This is a genomic window from Pseudarthrobacter oxydans (assembly GCF_034258515.1).
Lineage (GTDB): Bacteria > Actinomycetota > Actinomycetes > Actinomycetales > Micrococcaceae > Arthrobacter.
In genome coordinates this window covers 3,010,025-3,029,285 of record NZ_CP139438.1, presented here as the reverse complement: position 1 = coordinate 3,029,285, position 19,261 = coordinate 3,010,025, and the positions used below count along the sequence as shown (strand labels likewise).

Sequence of the window (19,261 nt, the reverse complement as noted above, 5' to 3'; positions counted from 1 at the left end):
GGCCGTGGGTCACGGCCTCGGTGCGAACTGGGAGTGTTTGTTCAGGTGTGAATCAGTGCGTCAGGAGCTTGGAAAGGAAGTCCTTGGCACGATCGCTCTTCGGGTTGGTGAAGAATTCTTCCGGGGTTGCGTCTTCGACGATCTGGCCGTCGGCCATAAAGACGACGCGGTCCGCGGCCTTGCGGGCAAAGCCCATCTCGTGCGTGACCACAATCATGGTCATGCCCTCTTTGGCCAGTTGGACCATGACGTCCAGAACCTCGTTGATCATTTCCGGGTCCAGGGCTGACGTGGGCTCATCGAACAGCATGACCTTCGGCTTCATTGCCAAAGCCCGTGCGATGGCCACGCGCTGCTGCTGCCCGCCTGAGAGCTGTGCCGGCAGTTTGGGGGCCTGGTGGCCTACGCCGACGCGTTCAAGCAGGGCCATGGCGTCCTTGTCCGCCGTGGCCTTGGCGACGCCCTTGACCTTAATGGGGCCGAGCGTCACATTCTCCAGGATGGTTTTGTGCGCAAAGAGGTTGAAGGACTGGAAAACCATCCCGACGTCGGCGCGGAGCTGGGCGAGTTCCTTGCCTTCCTCAGGAAGCACTTTCCCGTCGATGCTGATGGTTCCGGCCTCGATGGTCTCCAGGCGGTTAATGGCACGGCAGAGGGTGGACTTACCGGAGCCGGAGGGCCCGATGACCACAACAACCTCGCCCTTGCGGACCTGCAGGTTGATGTCCTTCAAAACGTGCAGCTGGCCGTAGTGCTTATTTACGCCGTTCAGGGAGACAAGCGCATCTCCGGGCACATGAGTAGTCATAGGAAAGAATCTAGCGAACAACAACTGTTTATGACGCGAATCACCGCAACTTCCTGCGGATCGTGATTCAAGAGATACCTCCCGGGGGAGGTTAGCCTTGGTGAATGAGCATCAACGCAGATCCGGCCAGAAATTCCCAGCCGCGCCGTAAGGGCCCCCTTGAACTGCGCCGCAAGCAGGCGGCCGTGGACATGTCTGACCAGCATCTGCTCGACACCAAGGGCCCCGGGCAGTTTGTCCACACCGATCCTTGGCGCGTCCTGCGCATCCAGAGCGAGTTCGTGGAAGGCTTCGGCGCCCTGGCGGACATCGGCAAGGCCGTGAGCGTCTTCGGCTCGGCGCGCACCAAACCCGGCAGCCCCTACTACGAAATGGGTGTGGAAGTGGGGCGGAAACTGGCCGAGGCCGGCGTTGCCGTCATCACCGGCGGCGGTCCCGGGTCCATGGAAGCCGCCAACCGCGGCACCGTTGAAGGCAACGGCGTGTCCGTCGGCCTGGGCATCGAACTTCCTTTTGAGCAGGGCCTGAACCAGTGGGTGGACCTGGGCATCAATTTCAGGTATTTCTTTGCCCGCAAAACCATGTTCGTCAAGTACGCGCAGGGGTTCATCGTCCTGCCGGGCGGCCTGGGCACGCTCGACGAACTTTTTGAGGCAATGGTGCTGGTGCAGACGCGAAAGGTGACCTCGTTCCCCATCGTGCTGCTGGGCGTCGAATTCTGGGGTCCCATGATCGAGTGGATCAGGGGAACCCTGGTTGCGGAAGGCATGGTCTCCGAAAAGGACCTGGACCTGATCCAGGTGGTTGATGATCCAGCAGAGGCGGTGGACAGGGTGCTCCACGTGGCCATTACCCCCTCGCTTAACGGGGAGCAGCGGCCGGAGTAGCCCGAGCGTCCGGACGGCGGCGCTCCATCCCGTCTGGCACGATGGAGCGGTGAGCTTTTTTCTGGTTTTCCTGGCCATCGTGCTGATTGGGGTGGTCTTCTGGATCGGCCCGGGGCTGCGTTCCGGCAAAACGGGCGACGGCCTCTTGCCCGGCTTGCCCGGCGGCGGTTTCGAGCAGCCGCCAGCCAACCTTCCTCCGGTCCTGCTGCCCGCACAGGCAGCCCCGGAGGACGTTGACCGCGTGCGTTTCTCCCTTGGCCTCCGTGGCTACCGGATGGACCAGGTGGACCAGGTCCTGGATGAACTGCGGGACCAGCTCGCCTCCAAACAGCAGGAAATTGACGGGCTCCGGGCAGCGCTGGCGGCTATGGAAGCTCCTCTTGGACCGGAACCCGACAAAAAGAGCACTGCGCCTGAAGAGGACCGGCTGTGAGCACAATGGCACGGCGCCGGGCAGGTCTTGTCCCGTCCCTTCAGGCGTTGGCCGCACAGGCCGGGCGGGCTGTCCAAGGCTGGCCATGGTGGCTGCAGGCCACCGCCGTCTACTTCGCGGCCCGGCTGGTCAGCGCCTGCATCTTCATGGCTGCCGCCCTGCACCAGGGTCCCAACCCCTGGTTCCCGGCCAAGCCCGATTACTGGAACTTCATTAACATCTGGGATGCGCGCTGGTACGGCCAAGTCATCGCCGGTGGCTACCCCTCCGTCCTGCCGACGGATGCCGCCGGCAACGTCCAGGAAAATGCGTGGGCTTTCTATCCGTTGTTTCCTGCCCTGGCCGGAGGCCTCAGCAGACTGACCGGACTTGTCCCCGCCGCCTCACTGACCATCATCGCCATGCTGGCCGGGTGGGGAGCCGGCCTGGTTGTCTACATCCTCTTCCGGCACAAGGCCGCCCCTGCGTCCGCCCTATGGGGAGTGGCCTTCTTCGCCACCTTCCCCGTGTCCGCCATCCTCCAGGTGCCCTATGCCGAGTCGCTGTCGCTGCTGCTGCTCGCGGCGGCGTTGCTGCTGGTGGTGCGCAGGCAGTACCTGTGGGCCATCCCGGTGGTGGTGCTCCTGTGCCTGTCCCGTCCGGTGGGAGTCCCGTTCGCGGCCATGCTCGGGCTGGTTCTGCTGCGCCACCTGTGGGAGCGGTTCGGTGCCCGGCAGGCCGACAACGGGCAGCGGGAAGGAACGCACTCGAACGGCGACCTCGCGGCGCTGGCTGCCCTCACCGCCGTCGGAGGGGCCATGGCGCTTGCCTGGCCGGCGGCCGCCTGGGCGGCAACGGGCGATATCCAGGCGTACACAAAGACCGAAACCGTGTGGCGGGGCCACGACCTGGTGCCTTTCAAACCCTGGTTCGATACCGGCGTCGACCTCTTTGGCCCCGTCCTGGGCCTGCTGGCGCCGGTCGTTTTCGTGGCGCTTTTCGGCGCCATGCTGTTCCTGCCGCCGGTACGGCAACTCGGCGTGGAGCTCCGGCTGTGGTGCGCCTGCTACATGGGTTACCTGGTGATCTTCCTGCACCCGCAGACCAGCACCTTCCGCATGCTCCTGCCGCTGTTTCCGCTTGCGCTGGGTGCTGTTTTGGTGTCCGGCTCGCGGGCCTACCGGTGGACGGTGGTCACCATGTTCCTGCTGCTGCAGATCGTCTGGATCGTCTGGTTGTGGGCCTGGGCCCAATTGCCCGGGGGAGGGGATTATCCACCCTAGCCAATGGGACTTCCGCGCAGGTCAGGACTCAAATGGCAAGACGTTGGAAATGTCCATCGATTAGCTACGGGCGGGTAATTCCGCGATAATGGTAAGTAAGCAAGGACAAAAAGCATTCAGAATACGCTCAGCCTTGGCGGTGTCCATCCACTCCGCCATAGCGGCTTGATCGACATGCGGACACAGCCCGTCCGGGCTGATCAGTCCTGGGACAAAATGGAGGGGAATTCCTCATGGCGGCTATGAAACCACGCACCGGCGACGGCCCAATGGAAGTCACCAAGGAGGGCCGCAGCCTGATCATGCGCGTCCCGCTCGAGGGCGGCGGGCGCCTGGTGGTCGAGCTGAACGCTGCCGAGGCAGCAAACCTCAAGGAATGCCTCGTCGGCGTTACCGAATAATCGTGCCGGGCAGGGCCCGCAGCCAGCAGGCTGCGGGCCCTGCCCGTATCCTGGTGGCTACTTCTTGACCGCCACCAGCAGTCCGTCGCCGGTGGGAAGCATGGCGGACGCAAGCCTCTCGTCGTCGCGGATTGCCTTACCGACCTGGCGCAAGACCACCGTGGTGGCTTCACGGCCGGCGGGGTTGGCAACCTTGTCCTTGTCCAACGCATCATTGATGATCAGCAGCCCGGAGGGCTTCAGGAGCCGGATGGCCTGCTCCACATAGCCCGGGAGCCCTGGTTTGTCGGCGTCGATGAACACCAGGTCATAAGCGTTGTCAGTCAGGCGCGGCAGGACGTCGCCGGCCCGTCCGGAAATCGTGCGGGTGCGGTTGGCCGGGCTCCCTGCCTCGGAAAATGCCTCCCGGGCGGCCTTGAGGTGTTCCACGTCCACATCGATGGTGGTGAGGACGGACTGCGGGCCGAGGCCGCGGAGCAGGCAGACGCCGGACACCCCGGCGCCGGTCCCGATTTCGACGGCGGTCTGGGCTTTGGACGACGCCGCCAGCACGGTCAGGACTGCGCCCACCCCTGGTCCAACCGGTGTAACACCCAGCTCGAAGGAGCGCTCCCGGGCCCGAAGCATGACCTCATCCTCAGCGGGCAGATCTTCTGCATAGGACCAGCTGGTGGACTTGTCGGCGCTCATGGGTTTCGCTTTCTGGGCGGCAGGGGAATGTCCTTTACAGCCTACTGTGTCCGGTGGCAACAGCAGCGGAGGCGGGCGGTTGCGCCCACGGCTGAACTTCCGAACAATCAGGAAATTCCCAGACAAGTTTGAAATGATTATTATCCGCTCATCCGAAAGGTGACCGGCGCCGAATCAGTGATGTCAACAGTATCCGGGCGTTAGCATTCCACGAGGGGAGTGGACGATGTCATCTTCAGTAGTGGCACCTGTCCCTGCAGCAAATCATCCTGATCCGGAGTGGGTCCGTCCCACCTGGGAAGAAGTGGTCACCAACCACTCGGCGAAGGTTTACCGGCTCGCCTACCGCCTGACCGGTAACAAGTACGACGCCGAGGACCTCACCCAGGAGGTGTTTGTCCGTGTCTTCCGCTCGCTGGAAAACTTCAAGCCTGGCACCCTGGACGGCTGGCTGCACCGGATCACCACGAACCTCTTCCTGGACCAGGCACGGAGAAAGACGCGGATCAGGTTCGATGCCCTTGCCGAGGACGCAGAGTCACGGCTTCCCGGCCGTGAACCAGGCCCCGAGCAGAGCTTCGAACTGAACAACCTCGATGTGGACGTCCAGGCTGCGCTGGAGGAACTGCCGCCGGACTTCCGTGCCGCCGTCGTTCTGTGCGACCTTGAAGGGCTGTCCTACGACGAAGTGGCGGAAGCCCTGGGCGTGAAGCTGGGCACCGTCCGTTCACGGATCCACCGCGGACGGACCATGCTGCGGGAAAAGCTGGCCCACCGGGATCCGCGTCCGCAGCAGTCCCGCCGGAAACTGTCCATGCCGCGCATCGCCGGTATCCTCTGAACGGCGCATGAGGTCCCGTAGTCCATTCGGACGCAGGCATCAGCGCACCGGCAGCCACCTTCAGTCCTGCCAGGAATGCCATTCAGCCGTGCGGAGGGAGCGCCAGTACCTGGAGCGGCTCCGTGATGCTCCCATCCCTCCGGCCAGCGATGACCTGACGGCCCGCCTGCTCGCCCGAACGCAGGAACTGGCCGCCATGCCGCCTGCAGGCGCGCACCGGCCAGCATCGTCCCGTAGCGCCGTCCGCGTGCTGGCCCTGGCTGCCGGTGGCAGCATGGCAGCTGCCGGCGTGCTGGCCGTCGGTGCATTTGCCGCGGCAGGAGATCCCCCGCCGGGGGACACTGCAGGCAACCAGGCCGCACTCTCCCACGTCTCGTCCCGGACACCTGCGGACGGCAGGCTGCTGACAGGGGAACAGCTCACCCAGCTGCGTTCCGAAGGATGGGCCTGTCCGGAGCTTGAAGCGATGGGCTTCCGTCTCGAGTCGGCGAGGGCCACCGTGCTCGATGGCCAGCCGGCAGTGGAGCTGCGGCTTACCGACGGCACCCACCAGGCAACGGTGACCGAACAGCGGACCGCCCTGCAGGCCGTTCCCGGACAAAGCGCTGCGGGACAGGAAGGTGCCGGGCCGGACATGGCCAGCCAGGACAGCCCCCTGCGGGTGGGGCGGTCCTCGCCGTGGTCGGCAACCTACCGGACGCCCGGCCACACTTTTCTCTACGAGTCCGACCTGCCCGCCGAGGCGGCTGACGATGCCCTGCCTATCCTGCAGCGGCTCGGCAACCAGGCTGAGGAAGGCGTTGCGGCCCGAATCCCGGATCCCTCCCCGGAAGCGGCGGAGGAACCAATCATCACCCGGCTGCAACGTGGAGTTAACCGCATCGTTGCCTTTTTCACCCCGTAGAACGCACAGTCTTCCCGGACCCCGGGCGGAAATCGTCACTGGCAGCCCGGAGAGGGTAATCTTCCTAAAGTGTTTGGAATCAACGGCCCGGAGTTCTTTCTTCTGCTGATCATTGGGGTTCTGGTGATCGGTCCCCAGCGGCTGCCCGAATACACCCAGAAACTGGCTAATCTGGTCAAGGAAGTCCGGCGCATGGCATCCGGCGCCCGTGAGCAGATCAAGGAAGAAGTGGGGATCGACATCGACGATGTCGACTGGAAGAAGTACGATCCCCGCCAGTACGATCCGCGGCGCATCATCAAAGAAGCGCTCCTGGATGACGACTCCAAGCCGGTGAGCGCCGGCGCGCCCGCTGCAGTGGCTGCCGTCTCCGGCGCAGCGGCCGTGGCAGCGGAGGCGGCGCCGCGGCGGCCGGAACGGGTGCTCCAGTCCTTGCCCCCCGGCGAGGCCGCGCCTTTCGACACCGAGGCCACCTAGCCGCTTCTTAGCGGGGCTGCAGCCCCAGTTTCATCCCCGCGAGGCCGCGCGGCTTTGCTGCCAGCCGGCCGGCGATGCCGGACAGCGCCGCGGCAGCGGGTGTATCCGGCTGCCCGAGGACTATCGGAACCCCGGAATCGCCGCCTTCCCGCAGCTGGATATCAAGCGGTATCTGCCCCAGCAGCGGCACCTCTGCGCCTACTGTTGCCGTCAGCCGGCCGGCGAGGACTGACCCGCCGCCGCTTCCGAACAATTCCATCCTGCCGCCGTCGGGCATTTCCAGGTAGGACATGTTCTCGATGACGCCGGCCACTTTCTGGCCAGTTTGCGTGGCTATGGCACCGGCGCGCTCCGCGACGTCGGCCGCGGCGGCCTGCGGTGTGGTGACCACCAGGATTTCGGCTTTCGGCAACAGCTGGGCCACGGAGATCGCGATGTCACCGGTGCCGGGCGGCAGGTCCAGGAAAAGGGCGTCCAGGTCACCGAAGTACACGTCCGTCAGGAACTGCTCAAGGGCGCGGTGAAGCATGGGTCCGCGCCAGGCCACGGGCTGGTTGCCGCTGACGAACATCCCGATGGAGATCACCTTCACCCCATAGGCCACCGGGGGGAGGATCATGTCATCCACGCGGGTGGGCGGTTGGGTGATGCCCATGAGGCCAGGAACCGAGAAGCCATACACGTCCGCGTCCACGATCCCGACCCGCAGGCCCTGGGCGGCGAGGGCGCAGGCAAGGTTGACCGTCACGGAGGATTTGCCCACCCCGCCCTTGCCGCTCGCCACCGCATACACCTTGGTGAGCGAATCCGGCTGATTGAACGGGATGCCGCGCTGGCCGCCGGCGCCGCGGAGCAGCTCCTTGAGGGCATCGCGCTGTTCCTGCGTCATCACTTTGAGTTCGACGTCGACGGCGGCCACTCCCGGAACGGCCAGCAGCGCCTGTGTGGCATCGGCCGTGATGGTGTCCCGGAGCGGGCAGCCGGCGATGGTGAGCAGGACAGCAAGGCTGACCCTGCCGTCGTCGGAAATGTCGACGGATTCAACCATGCCCAGCTCCGTGATGGGGCGGCGGAGCTCGGGGTCAATGACCGTGGCCAGGGCAGCGGCGACTGCGTCAGCCAACGCGGTGTTGGCGATCGGTGCGTTCATTAGCGGTCCTGGGTAGAGTGGCCGGGCTTAACCCGGGGAATCTGTTGGGTGCGGGGATTCCGCTGGCGGTCACGCTGTTCCTTCAGTTTTTCCCTGATTTTGTCGCGCGGGGATTCGTGCTGCGCCTGCCCGGCGGGATCATGGGTCCGGAGCTCTTCCTGGGCTTCCAGCATGTCTTCCAGCAGGGAGCGCAGTTCGGCACGGACGTAGTCGCGCGTGGCAACCTCGCGGAGCGCAATCCGCAGGGACGCGAGCTCCCGGGTCAGGTACTCGGTGTCTGACAGGTTGCGTTCGGCCCGCTGGCGGTCCTGCTGGAGCGAGACGCGGTCGCGGTCGTCCTGGCGGTTCTGTGCCAGGAGCAGCAGAGGTGCGGCGTAGGAGGCCTGCAGGGACAACATCAGCGTCAGCAGGGTGAAACCGAGGGCGCGGGAATCGAACTGCCACTCGAGCGGCGCCCAGGTGTTCCAGGCCAGCCAGATCACCACGAAGACGGTCATGTAGACAAGGAACTGCGGCGTGCCCATGAAGCGGGCGAAGCCTTCCGTGGCATGGCCGAAGGCATCGGGGTCCGGGGAGAACTTGGGCAGGATCCGCTGGCGGCCGCTGAGCGGCGTGTCGAGGCTGCCCTTCGATGCGGTCTTGGCCGGCATCCGCTGGTTGGGGTTCTTGGGAGCGCTGCTGTCAGCCAATACGGCCACCAAGCCTTCTTATCGGGGCTTCGCCGTCATGGGCTCGCCAGTCATCCGGCAACAGATGATCCAAAACGTCATCAACAGTCACCGCCCCCACAAGCCGGCCGGCGTCATTGACCACGGGGAGGGAGTTCAGGTTGTAGGTAGCCAGGGTCCTGGCGACTTCACTGATGTGCGCCTGGTCCGACAGCGGCTCGAGGTTCTTGTCCACCAGGTTGCCGAGAGGTTCGAACGGCGGGAACCTGAGCAGCTGCTGGATGTGGACCACGCCCAGGAAACGGCCGGTGGGGGTCTCCAGCGGGGGCCTGGCAATGAAGATGGAGGAGGCCAGCGCAGGGGAGAGTTCCTCGCGCCGGACATGCGCCAGGGCCTCGGCCACCGTGGCTTCGGGCGGCAGGATGACCGGCACCGGGGTCATGAGGCCGCCGGCGGTGTCTTCGTCGTATTCCAGCAGGCGCCGGACGTCCTCTGCGCCTTCAGGCTCCATCAGCTGGAGCAGCTCTTCGGCCTGGGCGGAAGGGAGTTCGCCGAGGAGGTCGGCGGCGTCGTCGGGATCCATCTCCTCCAGCACGTCGGCGGCGCGCTGGACGTCCAGGGCAGACAGGATTTCCACCTGGTCGTCCTCCGGAAGTTCCTGCAGGACGTCTGCCAGGCGCTCATCCTGCAGTTCGCTCGCCACTTCGAAACGGCGTTTATCGCTCATTTCCTGCAGGGCTTCGGCGAAGTCCGCGGGTTTGAGGTCTTCATGGTTGGCCACGAACTGGGTGGCAGCCTGCGGCTCGGTGCGCGCGCCCTGGAGGGCGTCAGCCCAGTCGATGATCAGGGTCTCGTTGCGGCGGAGCCGGCTCAGGGGGGAAAGGGAGTGGCCGCGCCGGACAAAGAGCTTGCTGACGAACCAGTCCCCGGAACGGGTCTGGTCCATGGCAATGTCCTCAATCGTGGCATCGCCGCTTCCGTCCCGGAGCGTGACGCGGCGGTCGAACATTTCGGCCACCACCAGGGTTTCGGCGCCGCGCTGCTCAAAGCGGCGGAGGTTGACCAGTCCGGTGCAGATGATCTGCGTCTGGTCGATGGAGGTGATCCGGGTCATGGGCACGAACACGCGCTTCTTGCCGGGAACTTCGACGACGATGCCCACCACGTGCGGAGCGCCCTGGGTTCCACGGGACAGCACAACAACATCGCGCAGCCGGCCCAGCCGGTCGCCCAGCGGGTCGAAGACGTCGAGGCCCAGAAGGCGCGCCACGAAGACGCGGGTAGGAGTTGTGCTCACTCCTACAGGCTACCGAGTCTGCTCTCTTTTAGCTGAATTTACAGGCAGCACACATGCGCATGGGCAAGAATGGGGGTATGGCAAACATATTTGGTGCTCCCAAGGCCGGCGGGCCCGGCGGAATGGACGAGTCCCGGGCCGTTCCCGTCGGCGACACCGTGGGTTCCTACACCTCCTACCTGGATGCCCAGAAGGCCGTGGATTACCTCGCGGACCAGCAGTTCCCCGTGCACATGGTGTCCATCGTGGGCAACGAGCTGAAGATGGTGGAGCGGGTTACCGGGCGCCTGAGCTATCCCCGGGTTGCCCTGTCCGGAGCGCTGAGCGGCATGTGGTTCGGCCTGTTCGTTGGCGTCATGCTCTCCTTCTTCGCACCGTCACCGGGGTACTTCTCCATCCTCACGTCGGTGCTGATGGGCGCGGCGTTCTTTATGCTCTTCGGCATCGTCACCTACGCCATGCAGCGGGGCAAGCGCGACTTCACCTCCACCAGCCAGGTGGTGGCCACCAGCTACGACGTCGTGGTGTCGCCGGAAGCCGCACACGAGGCGCGCCGGCTCCTTCAGCAGCTGCCCATGACGCGCTCGGACGCGGCGGCCGGCGGGGGACCGTACACCCAGCGTGACTTCCAGGGCCAGCCCTACCAGCCCCCGCAGCCGGGCCAGGCGCCCGCCCGTCCCTCGGGATGGAGTGACCCCTATGGCCAGTCTTCCGCAGGTTCATCCGCGCAGGAGCAGGCCGGTGACCACGCCGGGGCCGGGCCGCGCCAGGACGCTGCCGTCCAGGAGCAGCCGGCCCCGGCACGTGCTGTCCGGTACCCGGACCTGCCGGACGGCCGGCCCCAATATGGTGTCCGGCTGCCGCAGGGTCCCGCTGCCGGGACCGCCCAGCCCCAAGACGACCAGCACGGGGATCACGGGCAACCCGCTGACGGGCAGCAAGACGCAGACAAACAGCAGCACCCGGGCGAGGGGCGGCAGTAGCGAACGGCCGACTTGGTGCCACAGGCAAACGCCGGCGCCACAGGCAAAAGCGGGGCTACCGGAAAATTCCTCCGGTAGCCCCGCTTTCTGTTGTCCGGCTAGGACTCTTTGGTTCCCTCGGCTTCACGGTAGATCCCGGCCATCCAGTCCTCCACGTCCCCGGCCTTGCGCGGCAGGGCGGCGCTTAGGTTGACCGGCCCGTCGGCCGTCATCAGGATGTCGTCCTCGATGCGGACGCCGATCCCGCGGTATTCCTCCGGAATGGCGAGGTCCTCGTTCTTGAAGTACAGGCCGGGTTCGATAGTGAACACCATGCCTTCCGTGAGGATGCCGTCAAGGTAGAGTTCACGCTTGGCCTGGGCGCAGTCGTGGACATCGAGCCCCAGATGGTGGCTGGTGCCGTGCGGCATCCACCGGCGGTGCTGCTGGCCCTCGGGGCTGATGGCTTCCTTTACCGTGACCGGCAGGAGTCCCCACTCGGCAAGCCGCTCAGCCAGCACCGTGGTTGCCGCTGTGTGGATGTCGCGGAACTTCGCGCCGGGCTGCGCGGCGGCAAACCCGGCGTCGGCAGCATCCAGCACCGCTTCGTAGACCTTGCGCTGGATGTCACTGAACACGCCACTGGCGGGAAGGGTCCGGGTGATGTCTGCCGTGTACAGGGAATCTGCTTCCACTCCGGCGTCCAGGAGGAGGAGCTCGCCGGCGTGGATCTTCCCGGTGTTGCGCGTCCAGTGCAGCACGGTTGCGTTGTTGCCGGAGGCGGCGATGGTGTCGTACCCCAGCTCATTCCCGACTTCGCGCGCACGGGCGAAGAACGCCCCTTCCACCACCCGTTCACCGCGGGCATGAGTGAGGGCGCGGGGAAGGACCTTGACCACTTCCTCGAAACCTTCAACGGTGGCGGCCACCGCGAGTTTCATCTGCTCAATCTCCCAGCTGTCCTTCAGCAGGCGCAGTTCGGACAGGGCTTCGCTTAGCTTTTCGTCGAGGGCATCGAGGACCTCGAGGTCCAGGTTCTCCGGGTCCTTTGCCGTGTTGTAGCGGGCGGTGTCCACCAGCGCGTCGATGTTTTCGTCCACTTTCCGGACCAGGCGGATGGAAATGCCGCCGATCTCCGGGGCGCCCACATCCTTGGTGATTGCCGTCTCGAGCTGGTCGATGTGTGCCGTCGCAAGGCCCAGGCGTGCCTCGAACTCGGCCAGCGTGGGGCGGGCGCCAATCCAGAATTCACCCGACCGGGAGTCTGCATAGAACTGCTCTGTGTCCCGCCCGGCCAAGGGCCGGAAGTACAGCGTGGCACGGTGGTTGCCGCCGTCGTCGCCTTTCCCTTCCTCCACCGGCTCCAGGATCAGCACCGCGTCAGGCTCGTGGTCCAGGCCCAGGCCGGTGAGGTGCGCAAAACCGGAGTGGGGGCGGAAACGGTAGTCGCAGTCGTTGGAGCGGACCTTCAGCGGGCCCGCGGGGATAAGCAGGCGTTCACCTTTGAACTGGCTGGAGATGGCCTTGCGCCGGGCCGCGGCGTAACCGGCCACGGCGTCGCGCTCGGGGAGTTCCTGGCGGGAGGGCGCCCAGTTGCTGGCCATGAAGGCCTTGAAGGCGTCGGAACTGGGCCGCTGGGAGCGGTTGTTGACGCGCTCGTCCAAGGGCTGGGAAGCAGAGTTAGGGGTGTTTTCGGCATCGTTCACGGCACCATCGTCTCACCAGCTCCGCGGCTGCGCGAACAGGCGGACCACCGGCCGGGCTGGTTCTGCCGGGGCGTGTCCGCCGACGTGGGTTGCAGCAGGGCATACGCGGGGTGAACTCAAGGTCAACTACTCTGGACAGGTGAGGATCGACCTGCATGCCCACTCCAATGTTTCCGACGGTACCGAGAATCCGGCAGACGTCATGGCATCCGCTGCCCGCGCCGGCCTGGACGTGATAGCGCTGACGGACCATGACTCCACTGCCGGCTGGGACGAAGCCTCCCTGGCAGCTGTTGAACACGGTGTTGCCCTGGTACCCGGGATGGAGGTTTCCTGCCGGACGGAGGAGGGCATCAGCGTGCACCTCCTGAGCTACCTTCACGATCCGAAGCATCCGGGGCTCCTTGAGGAAATCACCAAGGCCAAGGACGCCCGGCACACCCGCGCCGAGCGGATGGTCACCCTCCTTGCCGAGGACTACCCCCTCACCTGGGACGACGTCATCCATCATGTGGCCCCCGGCGCCACCCTCGGCCGGCCCCACATCGCAGACGCCCTCGTGGCTGCCGGCGTCGTGGAGGACCGTTCGGAGGCCTTTGCCTCCATCCTGACCTCACGGTCGCGCTACTTCATCCAGCACTACGCACCCGCGCCGGCCATCGCCGTCGAACTGGTCCGCGCCGCCGGCGGCGTCCCGGTCTTCGCCCACCCCGTGGCGTCCTCCCGGGGACGCATCGTGGGGGAGCGCGTCTACCAGGAAATGATCGACGCCGGCCTGGCGGGCCTGGAAATCGACCACCGGGACAACCCGGAGGAGGGGCGCGGCTTCCTGCGGCGGCTGGCGGCCAAGCATGACCTGCTGATTACCGGTTCCTCGGACTACCACGGCACCGGCAAGCCCAACGTGCTGGGGGAAAACCTCACCTCACCGGACGTCCTCGCCCGGATCGAGGAACTCGGGACGGGCACCAAGGTCGTGCGCGCGGGGAAGTAACTTGCTCCCACGCATTGACTAGCAGGCAGGGCCGAGTAACCTTGCGCGTACTGGGGGAGCGGCGCCAGCCGGTCCAGGTCTCATCGAGTCACTACCAACTGATGACGGAGAGATCGATGCTGAAAAAGTCCCTTGCTGCGGCCGGCCTAGCCACAGCCTTTTTGTTCGTTCCCGCAGCAGCCAACGCGCTTGACTGTATCAACGTCAGCCGGCCGCCTGCCGCGTGCGGGTCCACCTGTACTGACGGACCTATTTTGAACGGGAACTGGGCCTGGCTTCCCAGTGTCTTCGAGGGTGCTCCGGAAGTCTGGGCATTTGTCCCGCCCGGAACAGTCCAGGGGTTCGGCCTGCCCGGCGAGAAGGGCAACTTCCAGGGCGGCGAAGGCCATGCCCTACTCGTCAATGCAATCTGCGATTCCCAGGGGTCAGTACTCGTGAGCCGGCAGACGGACCACGGGATCCAGTTGATGGAGGGCTGCCCGTAAAGCCGGTGAGGGTGAAGTAAGTCGCGCTAAGTGTCGTTTTGCTGGGTCAAAACGACACTTGGCGCTACCTGGTTGGGCGGAAACGCGGTGAGCTCCGCGTGGGCACCCAGGCGCCTGGCCATGATGTCGATCGCCGGCTGGTTCTGGTCCACGCACACGAACTTCCGGTCCATCTTGGCCGCCACTGCACCCAGGGTCCCGGAGCCGGCAAAGAAGTCCAGGCACCAGTCTCCGGGCCTGCTTGAGGCGGCAACCACCCGGCGGACCAGGCCCTCGGGCTTTTGCGTCGGGTATCCGGTTTTCTCCTTGCCGGTGGGGGAGACGATGGTGTGCCACCAGACGTCGGTGGGCAGTTTCCCCAGTTCGCGCTTGGCGGGCGTCACAAGGCCCGGTGCCATGTACGGCTCGCGGTCCACCTCCGCGCTGTCGAAGTGGTACTTCGCCGGGTTCTTGACGTACACCAGGATGTTGTCGTGCTTGGTGGGCCAGCGGTTCTTGGCGCGGGCTCCGTAGTCGTAGGCCCAGATGATCTCGTTCAGGAAGCACTCGCGGCCAAAGATGGCGTCCAGCATCACTTTGGCGTAGTGCACCTCGCGGTAGTCGAGGTGCAGGTAGAGGGTGCCGTCATCGGCCAGCAGGCGCCACGCTTCCACGAGCCGGGGCTCCAGGAAGGACCAGTAGTCGCTGAACGCGTCGTCATACCGGTGGAGCGCGCCCTTGATGGTGTCGTAGGAGCGCCCCTTGAATCCGACGCGGTCGCCGGCGCCTTCCGCATTGGCCACCATGGTGGTCTGCTGGCGCCGTTGGGCCCGGCCGGTGTTGAACGGCGGATCCACGTATATCAGTGTGAAGGCGCCGTCCGGCAGCGAGGGAAGGAAGTCCGCGTTGTCCGCGTGGACCACCAGGCTGCTGCCGTCCGGCGCCCAGACAGTGTCAGTCATGGAGGGTTTTAGGCCTCGGTGCTGCCGGGCTGCGTGGCCTTGTCGGCGCCCACTACCTCGCCGTTGCGGCGGCGGGTGCGCGTGCGGGGGCGGCGGGTGCGGGAGGGCTGCTCTGTCTCGGTAGCTGCCGGAGCCTCACCGGCAGCAGCGGGTGCTGCTGCTGAATCGGGCGTACGACGGCGGCGCTCACCTGTGCGGGCAGCGGAGTCGCCGCTGCGCCCGCCTTCGCGCTTGGCGCCGCGGTCCCGGCTGTCGCGTCCCCGGCCGTCGCGGTCGCGGGAACTGCCGGCGTCGCGGCCCCCGCGGGCGTTCTTTTTGCCCGTTTCGCCCAGGTCTTCCAGGACTTCGGCGTCGACTCCGGCCAGGGTGCGCTTGTCGCGCGGGAGCCGGCCTTTGGTGCCCTCGGGAATGTCCAGGTCTTCAAAGAGGTGCGGGGAAGACGAGTAGGTCTCCACAGGCTCCGGCACGCTCAGGCCCAGGGCCTTGTTGATCAGTCCCCAGCGGGGCATGTCGTCCCAGTCCACGAAGGTGACAGCGGTGCCCTTATTGCCGGCGCGGCCGGTGCGGCCCACGCGGTGCAGGTAGATTTTTTCGTCTTCCACGCACTGGTAGTTGATGACGTGGGTGACGTCGTCGACGTCGATGCCGCGCGCGGCGACGTCGGTTGCCACCAGGACGTCCACCTTGTTGTTGCGGAAGGCCCGGAGGGCCTGCTCGCGGGCGCCCTGGCCGAGGTCGCCGTGGATGGCGGCGGCCGCGAAGCCCCGGTCCACGAGTTCCTCGGCAACCTTGGCGGCAGTGCGTTTGGTCTTGGTGAAGATGATGGTCCGGCCGCGGCCGCGGGCCTGCAGGATGCGGGCGACAACCTCGATCTTGTCCATGCTGTGCGCGCGGTAGATCAGCTGGCGGATATCGCGCTTGGTGAGGCCTTCATCATCCGGATCAGCAGCACGGATGTGGGTGGGCTGGGTCATGTAGCGGCGGGCCATGGCAATGACGGGGCCGGGCATGGTGGCGGAGAACAGCAGGGTCTGGCGGACCGCGGGCGTGGCCGCGATCAGGGTCTCGACGTCCGGCAGGAAGCCGAGGTCAAGCATTTCGTCGGCCTCGTCCAGGATGACGACCTTGACGTTCTTCAGGCTCAGGTGCTTCTGCTTGAAGAGGTCGATGAGGCGCCCGGGGGTACCCACCACAACTTCCACGCCGTTCTTCAGGGCTTCCACCTGGGGCTCGTAGGCCCGGCCGCCGTAGATGGTGGCGATGCGTGCGTTCCGCTTGCGGGATGCCGTCTGCAGGTCGTTGGCCACCTGCACCGCCAGTTCACGGGTGGGGACGATGACCAGTGCCTGCGGTGCACCCGGGACGGCAAGCTTTTCGTAGCCGGCGTCGTCCCGGCCCACTACCCGCTGCAGGGCGGGGATGCCGAAGCCGAGGGTCTTGCCTGTGCCGGTCTTGGCCTGGCCGATGATGTCGTGTCCGGAGAGGGCAACCGGCAGGGTCATGGCCTGGATGGGGAAGGGGTGGGTAATGCCGGCGTCGGCCAGGGACTCCACGATGTCGGCGCGGACGTTGAAGTCCGCGAAGGACTTCTCCTCAATCTCGTGCGGCTTCTCGTCGGAGATGATGGTTTCTTCGGGCTCAAGCGTTTCGGTGCCGGAGTCGTCCGTCAGAAGCTGGTGGGTATGCAATTCACTCACGTGGAGTTTCCTTATTCATTTGGGCAATGGCGCTGCCTGCTCAACGGGCCGGCCGGCAGGCCGTTCCGGAGCACGCTCAGGCGCGCAAGCAATTCCAGTGGAAGCCGATCGCGGGCTATCTTTATGCTGGCACTGGTGACCAGCGGGTGGTTCTCAAGATCGCGTAGGGGCGGGCTTGTTGGTTTCAAATCAAGGAAATCAACGACCGGGCATCCATTTCTACCTCTTCAGTCTAGCCGCAAGGGCACCGAAATCCGGCTTTTGCCCGCACTGCGGGCCGGATATGCCACAAAACCGCCCCGGGTCACGGCGCCTTCGGCACCAGCTCGAAATGCACTTCACGGGTAGCGATGTCCGAGGACATGAGGCGCACCCGGACCTTGGTTCCGGCCTCCAACTCACCGGCGCAGCGCGCTGTCACTGCAGGTTCGGCGATCTGGATGATCCCGGAGCCGCCGTTGCCGTTCTTGCCGTTGCCGTTTTTGCCCTTGCCGTTGCCGTTCCGGCTCAGGCCGCCGTTCCCGTTCTCCTTCTGGGGCTTCGACCCTGAAATCACGATCGCGTCGAACTCCTGTCCGATGTGGTTGATCAACAGTGCCGCCTCCACCGTGTCCAGCGCCATTCGCTCCATCCGGGACGCCAGCTGGTCCGAGCCCGCCATGATCTCGGGAAGCGACGGCAGGGCGTCCCGCACCCACGCGGGCACCTCGCCGCCATTGCTCAAGGCCTCGCAGGTGACCAGCACGAAGCGGTCCACCAGGCGGCGAAGCGGGGCGGTGGTATGGGCGTACGCGGCGCCGATGGCGGACTGAACGGCGTCATCCGGGACGGTGCCGTCAAAGGCCGTATAGGCGGCCCCACGGAAGAGCATCCCTGCGGAGTGGAGGATTGCGAGCTGGCGGGGATGGGTGGGGTCCAGGCTGCGGAGGTATTCGCCGTAACTGACTTCGCCGTCCCAGGGCTTTCCGAGGGCCTCTGTCTGCAGCCGGAAATGGTTCAGGGAACGCTCGTCCGGGGCCGGCATGGTGCGCAGGATGCCCACTTTCCCGGCCAGCATGAGCTGTGCGGCTGCCATGCCGGTCATCAGCGATATCTGTGCGTTCCAGTCCTCCACGGGCAGCTGCGGGGCGGCGGCAATCCGGTAGCCGCCGTCGGGAAGCTGGACAATCTCCTGGTCCGGCATGTTCAGGCTGGCACCCTCCCGGGCGCGCTCCAGCTCCACGCGCTTGAGCCCCACCTCTTTAAGGAGGCGCAGCACAGGGGAAGGGCTGCCGGCGTCCAGTTCCGCCTGGGCGCCTTTGTAGCTGAGCTTGGTGCGGCTGCGCATCCGGGCACGCCGCACGGCCACGGCCGTGACCTCCGCGTCAACGTCAAGACGGAAGTCCCACACGAACGCGGAACAGTCCTGTCCCGGCAGGAGGCTTCCCGCCCCCTCGCTGATGACTTCGGGATGCAGCGGTATGCGGCCGTCCGGCGTGTAAAAAGTCTGTCCCCGACGCCGCGTCTCAGCGTCCAGCGGGCCGCCGGGAGTAACAAACGCCGGCACGTCGGCGATGGCATAGAGAACGTGGTAGCCGTTGCCGTCCCGCTCGATGAACAGCGCCTGGTCCAGGTCGGTGGACGATGCCGGATCGATGGTAATGAATTCAACGAAAGTCAGGTCATGGGACGGCAGTTGCAATGCGGACACGGCGGCCTCGGCGTCCTTCACGGCATCATCAGGGTAGGCACCCGGCAGCTCAAGCTCACTCCGGAGCGCGCCCAGCGCCGCTTCGAGTGCGTTGGTGTGCTCGTGGACATTGGGGGCCAGCCGATGGTGTGACACGAAAATCAGCGTAGCCCGAATTTCGTCAATAGTGCACGGAAGCGGCCCGGAGAGGCACGGCAGTTCCGGCGCGGGATTATGGGCGGGCGGCGTCCAGGGCGCTGAGGAGCGAAGCGGCGGCCGCGGCCGGATCGTCAGCCTCGGTAATGGCCCGGACCACCACGATCCGGCGTGCGCCGGCTTCCACCACCTCTTCGACGTTGGAGTGGTCGATGCCGCCAATCGCGAACCAGGGGACACCGCCGTCGGGCGTGTCCTCCTGCCCGTCCGCCCCGGCAACAGCCGTGGCGGCGTACCTCACCAGGTCAAGCCCGACGGCGGCCCGTCCGGGCTTGGTGGGTGTTGCCCAGAGCGGCCCCACGCAGAAGTAGTCCAGCGCCGAGGGGCCGGCGGCGGCAGCCAGGGCGGCGTCCACCTGCTCCGGGCTGTGGCTGGACAGGCCGATGGCCGCGTTGCCGTTCAACAGCGTCCGGGCCGCCTTGAGGGGCAGGTCCTTTTGGCCGATATGGAACACCGGGGCTCCGGACAGCACGGCGATGTCCGCCCTGTCATTCACCGCCCACAGCCGGCCGTGCCGCACCGCCGATTCCTTGAGTACGGCCAGGAGCTCCAGCTCCTCGGCGGCTTCGATGGACTTGTCCCGCAGCTGGATGATGTCCACCCCGCCCGCGAAGGCGGCATCGACGAACTGCCCGAAATCGCCCCGCTCCCGGCGCGCGTCCGTACAGAGGTAAAGGCGTGCGGCCTGCACGCCGGAACTGCCTTCGGCGTTGAGAAAGGCGTCGGTAGCCGGGACGGGGGATGCAGCGGCAGGAGGGTGGGACACATTCATG

Annotated in this window: 21 protein-coding genes; 11 read left to right on the top strand and 10 right to left on the bottom strand. The window is 65.9% G+C overall.

What is annotated here, in order from left to right; translation table 11 throughout:
- Positions 1-52: 52 nt before the first annotated feature.
- Positions 53-808, bottom strand: coding sequence for an amino acid ABC transporter ATP-binding protein (locus SMD14_RS13715; RefSeq protein WP_157241702.1), 756 nt, complete (start codon positions 806-808; stop codon positions 53-55).
- Between the two features lie 104 nt (positions 809-912).
- Between SMD14_RS13715 and SMD14_RS13710 the strand changes: the two genes are divergently transcribed.
- From SMD14_RS13710 to SMD14_RS13695, 4 genes are all read left to right on the top strand, one after another.
- Positions 913-1,695, top strand: coding sequence for a TIGR00730 family Rossman fold protein (locus SMD14_RS13710; RefSeq protein WP_104998519.1), 783 nt, complete (start codon positions 913-915; stop codon positions 1,693-1,695).
- A 49-nt stretch (positions 1,696-1,744) separates the two neighbouring features.
- The gene (locus SMD14_RS13705; protein WP_321213991.1) at positions 1,745-2,128 is read left to right on the top strand and encodes a DivIVA domain-containing protein; all 384 of its coding nucleotides are present in this window, start codon (positions 1,745-1,747) and stop codon (positions 2,126-2,128) included.
- A gap of 5 nt (positions 2,129-2,133) precedes the next feature.
- Positions 2,134-3,390, top strand: coding sequence for a hypothetical protein (locus tag SMD14_RS13700; RefSeq protein ID WP_409339728.1), 1,257 nt, complete (start codon positions 2,134-2,136; stop codon positions 3,388-3,390).
- Between the two features lie 233 nt (positions 3,391-3,623).
- Complete coding sequence (locus SMD14_RS13695; RefSeq protein ID WP_009357720.1) at positions 3,624-3,791, top strand: DUF3117 domain-containing protein; 168 nt, start codon at positions 3,624-3,626, stop codon at positions 3,789-3,791.
- Between the two features lie 57 nt (positions 3,792-3,848).
- Here SMD14_RS13695 and SMD14_RS13690 read toward each other — a convergent pair whose 3' ends face one another.
- Entirely contained in the window at positions 3,849-4,481 is a 633-nt protein-coding gene (locus SMD14_RS13690) for an O-methyltransferase (RefSeq protein WP_157241704.1), read from the bottom strand.
- A gap of 226 nt (positions 4,482-4,707) precedes the next feature.
- Between SMD14_RS13690 and sigE the strand changes: the two genes are divergently transcribed.
- The 3 genes from sigE to SMD14_RS13675 all read left to right on the top strand — a co-directional run bounded on the left by sigE (position 4,708) and on the right by SMD14_RS13675 (position 6,703).
- Positions 4,708-5,322, top strand: coding sequence for an RNA polymerase sigma factor SigE (gene sigE, locus SMD14_RS13685; protein ID WP_139029816.1), 615 nt, complete (start codon positions 4,708-4,710; stop codon positions 5,320-5,322).
- 88 nt (positions 5,323-5,410) lie between these two features.
- The gene (locus SMD14_RS13680) at positions 5,411-6,226 is read left to right on the top strand and encodes an anti-sigma factor (RefSeq protein WP_321213989.1); all 816 of its coding nucleotides are present in this window, start codon (positions 5,411-5,413) and stop codon (positions 6,224-6,226) included.
- A 69-nt stretch (positions 6,227-6,295) separates the two neighbouring features.
- Positions 6,296-6,703, top strand: coding sequence for a Sec-independent protein translocase TatB (locus tag SMD14_RS13675; protein WP_104998514.1), 408 nt, complete (start codon positions 6,296-6,298; stop codon positions 6,701-6,703).
- 7 nt (positions 6,704-6,710) lie between these two features.
- Here the strand turns inward: SMD14_RS13675 and SMD14_RS13670 are convergent, their stop codons facing one another.
- From SMD14_RS13670 to SMD14_RS13660, 3 genes are read right to left on the bottom strand one after another with little or no spacing between them, the layout of a single operon-like run.
- Positions 6,711-7,853 carry an Mrp/NBP35 family ATP-binding protein gene (locus SMD14_RS13670; protein WP_321213988.1) on the bottom strand — a complete coding sequence of 381 codons (1,143 nt, stop codon included), beginning with the start codon at positions 7,851-7,853 and terminating at the stop codon, positions 6,711-6,713.
- A complete protein-coding gene (locus tag SMD14_RS13665; RefSeq protein WP_157243059.1) occupies positions 7,853-8,503 on the bottom strand; it encodes a DUF1003 domain-containing protein in 651 nt (216 codons plus the stop codon). The genes SMD14_RS13670 and SMD14_RS13665 overlap by 1 nt, the downstream gene beginning before the upstream one ends.
- 31 nt (positions 8,504-8,534) lie before the next feature.
- On the bottom strand, positions 8,535-9,818 hold the full coding sequence (locus SMD14_RS13660; protein ID WP_104998511.1) for a magnesium transporter MgtE N-terminal domain-containing protein: 1,284 nt from the start codon (positions 9,816-9,818) through the stop codon (positions 8,535-8,537).
- Between the two features lie 77 nt (positions 9,819-9,895).
- Between SMD14_RS13660 and SMD14_RS13655 the strand changes: the two genes are divergently transcribed.
- Positions 9,896-10,801, top strand: a complete 906-nt coding sequence (locus SMD14_RS13655; RefSeq protein ID WP_321213987.1) for a general stress protein — start codon at positions 9,896-9,898, stop codon at positions 10,799-10,801.
- Positions 10,802-10,899: 98 nt separating this feature from the next.
- On the opposite strand, the gene SMD14_RS13650 is transcribed toward SMD14_RS13655, so the two are convergent.
- Complete coding sequence (locus tag SMD14_RS13650) at positions 10,900-12,486, bottom strand: aminopeptidase P family protein (RefSeq protein ID WP_321213986.1); 1,587 nt, start codon at positions 12,484-12,486, stop codon at positions 10,900-10,902.
- 139 nt (positions 12,487-12,625) lie between these two features.
- Between SMD14_RS13650 and SMD14_RS13645 the strand changes: the two genes are divergently transcribed.
- Both SMD14_RS13645 and SMD14_RS13640 read left to right on the top strand, forming a co-directional pair.
- Positions 12,626-13,480, top strand: coding sequence for a PHP domain-containing protein (locus SMD14_RS13645; protein WP_321213985.1), 855 nt, complete (start codon positions 12,626-12,628; stop codon positions 13,478-13,480).
- Between the two features lie 254 nt (positions 13,481-13,734).
- The gene (locus SMD14_RS13640; RefSeq protein WP_157241708.1) at positions 13,735-13,965 is read left to right on the top strand and encodes a hypothetical protein; all 231 of its coding nucleotides are present in this window, start codon (positions 13,735-13,737) and stop codon (positions 13,963-13,965) included.
- A gap of 26 nt (positions 13,966-13,991) precedes the next feature.
- Here SMD14_RS13640 and SMD14_RS13635 read toward each other — a convergent pair whose 3' ends face one another.
- Both SMD14_RS13635 and SMD14_RS13630 read right to left on the bottom strand, forming a co-directional pair.
- A complete protein-coding gene (locus SMD14_RS13635) occupies positions 13,992-14,906 on the bottom strand; it encodes a DNA methyltransferase (protein WP_321213984.1) in 915 nt (304 codons plus the stop codon).
- Positions 14,907-14,914: 8 nt separating this feature from the next.
- The gene (locus tag SMD14_RS13630) at positions 14,915-16,603 is read right to left on the bottom strand and encodes a DEAD/DEAH box helicase (protein ID WP_321213983.1); all 1,689 of its coding nucleotides are present in this window, start codon (positions 16,601-16,603) and stop codon (positions 14,915-14,917) included.
- Between the two features lie 26 nt (positions 16,604-16,629).
- On the opposite strand from SMD14_RS13630, the gene SMD14_RS13625 reads away from it, so the two are divergent.
- Complete coding sequence (locus SMD14_RS13625) at positions 16,630-16,770, top strand: hypothetical protein (protein ID WP_157241710.1); 141 nt, start codon at positions 16,630-16,632, stop codon at positions 16,768-16,770.
- Between the two features lie 137 nt (positions 16,771-16,907).
- On the opposite strand, the gene SMD14_RS13620 is transcribed toward SMD14_RS13625, so the two are convergent.
- Together SMD14_RS13620 and thiE are read right to left on the bottom strand one after the other, a co-directional pair.
- On the bottom strand, positions 16,908-18,428 hold the full coding sequence (locus SMD14_RS13620; RefSeq protein ID WP_321213982.1) for an RNB domain-containing ribonuclease: 1,521 nt from the start codon (positions 18,426-18,428) through the stop codon (positions 16,908-16,910).
- 76 nt (positions 18,429-18,504) lie between these two features.
- Positions 18,505-19,260, bottom strand: coding sequence for a thiamine phosphate synthase (gene thiE, locus SMD14_RS13615; protein WP_321213981.1), 756 nt, complete (start codon positions 19,258-19,260; stop codon positions 18,505-18,507).
- Position 19,261: the final 1 nt, after the last annotated feature.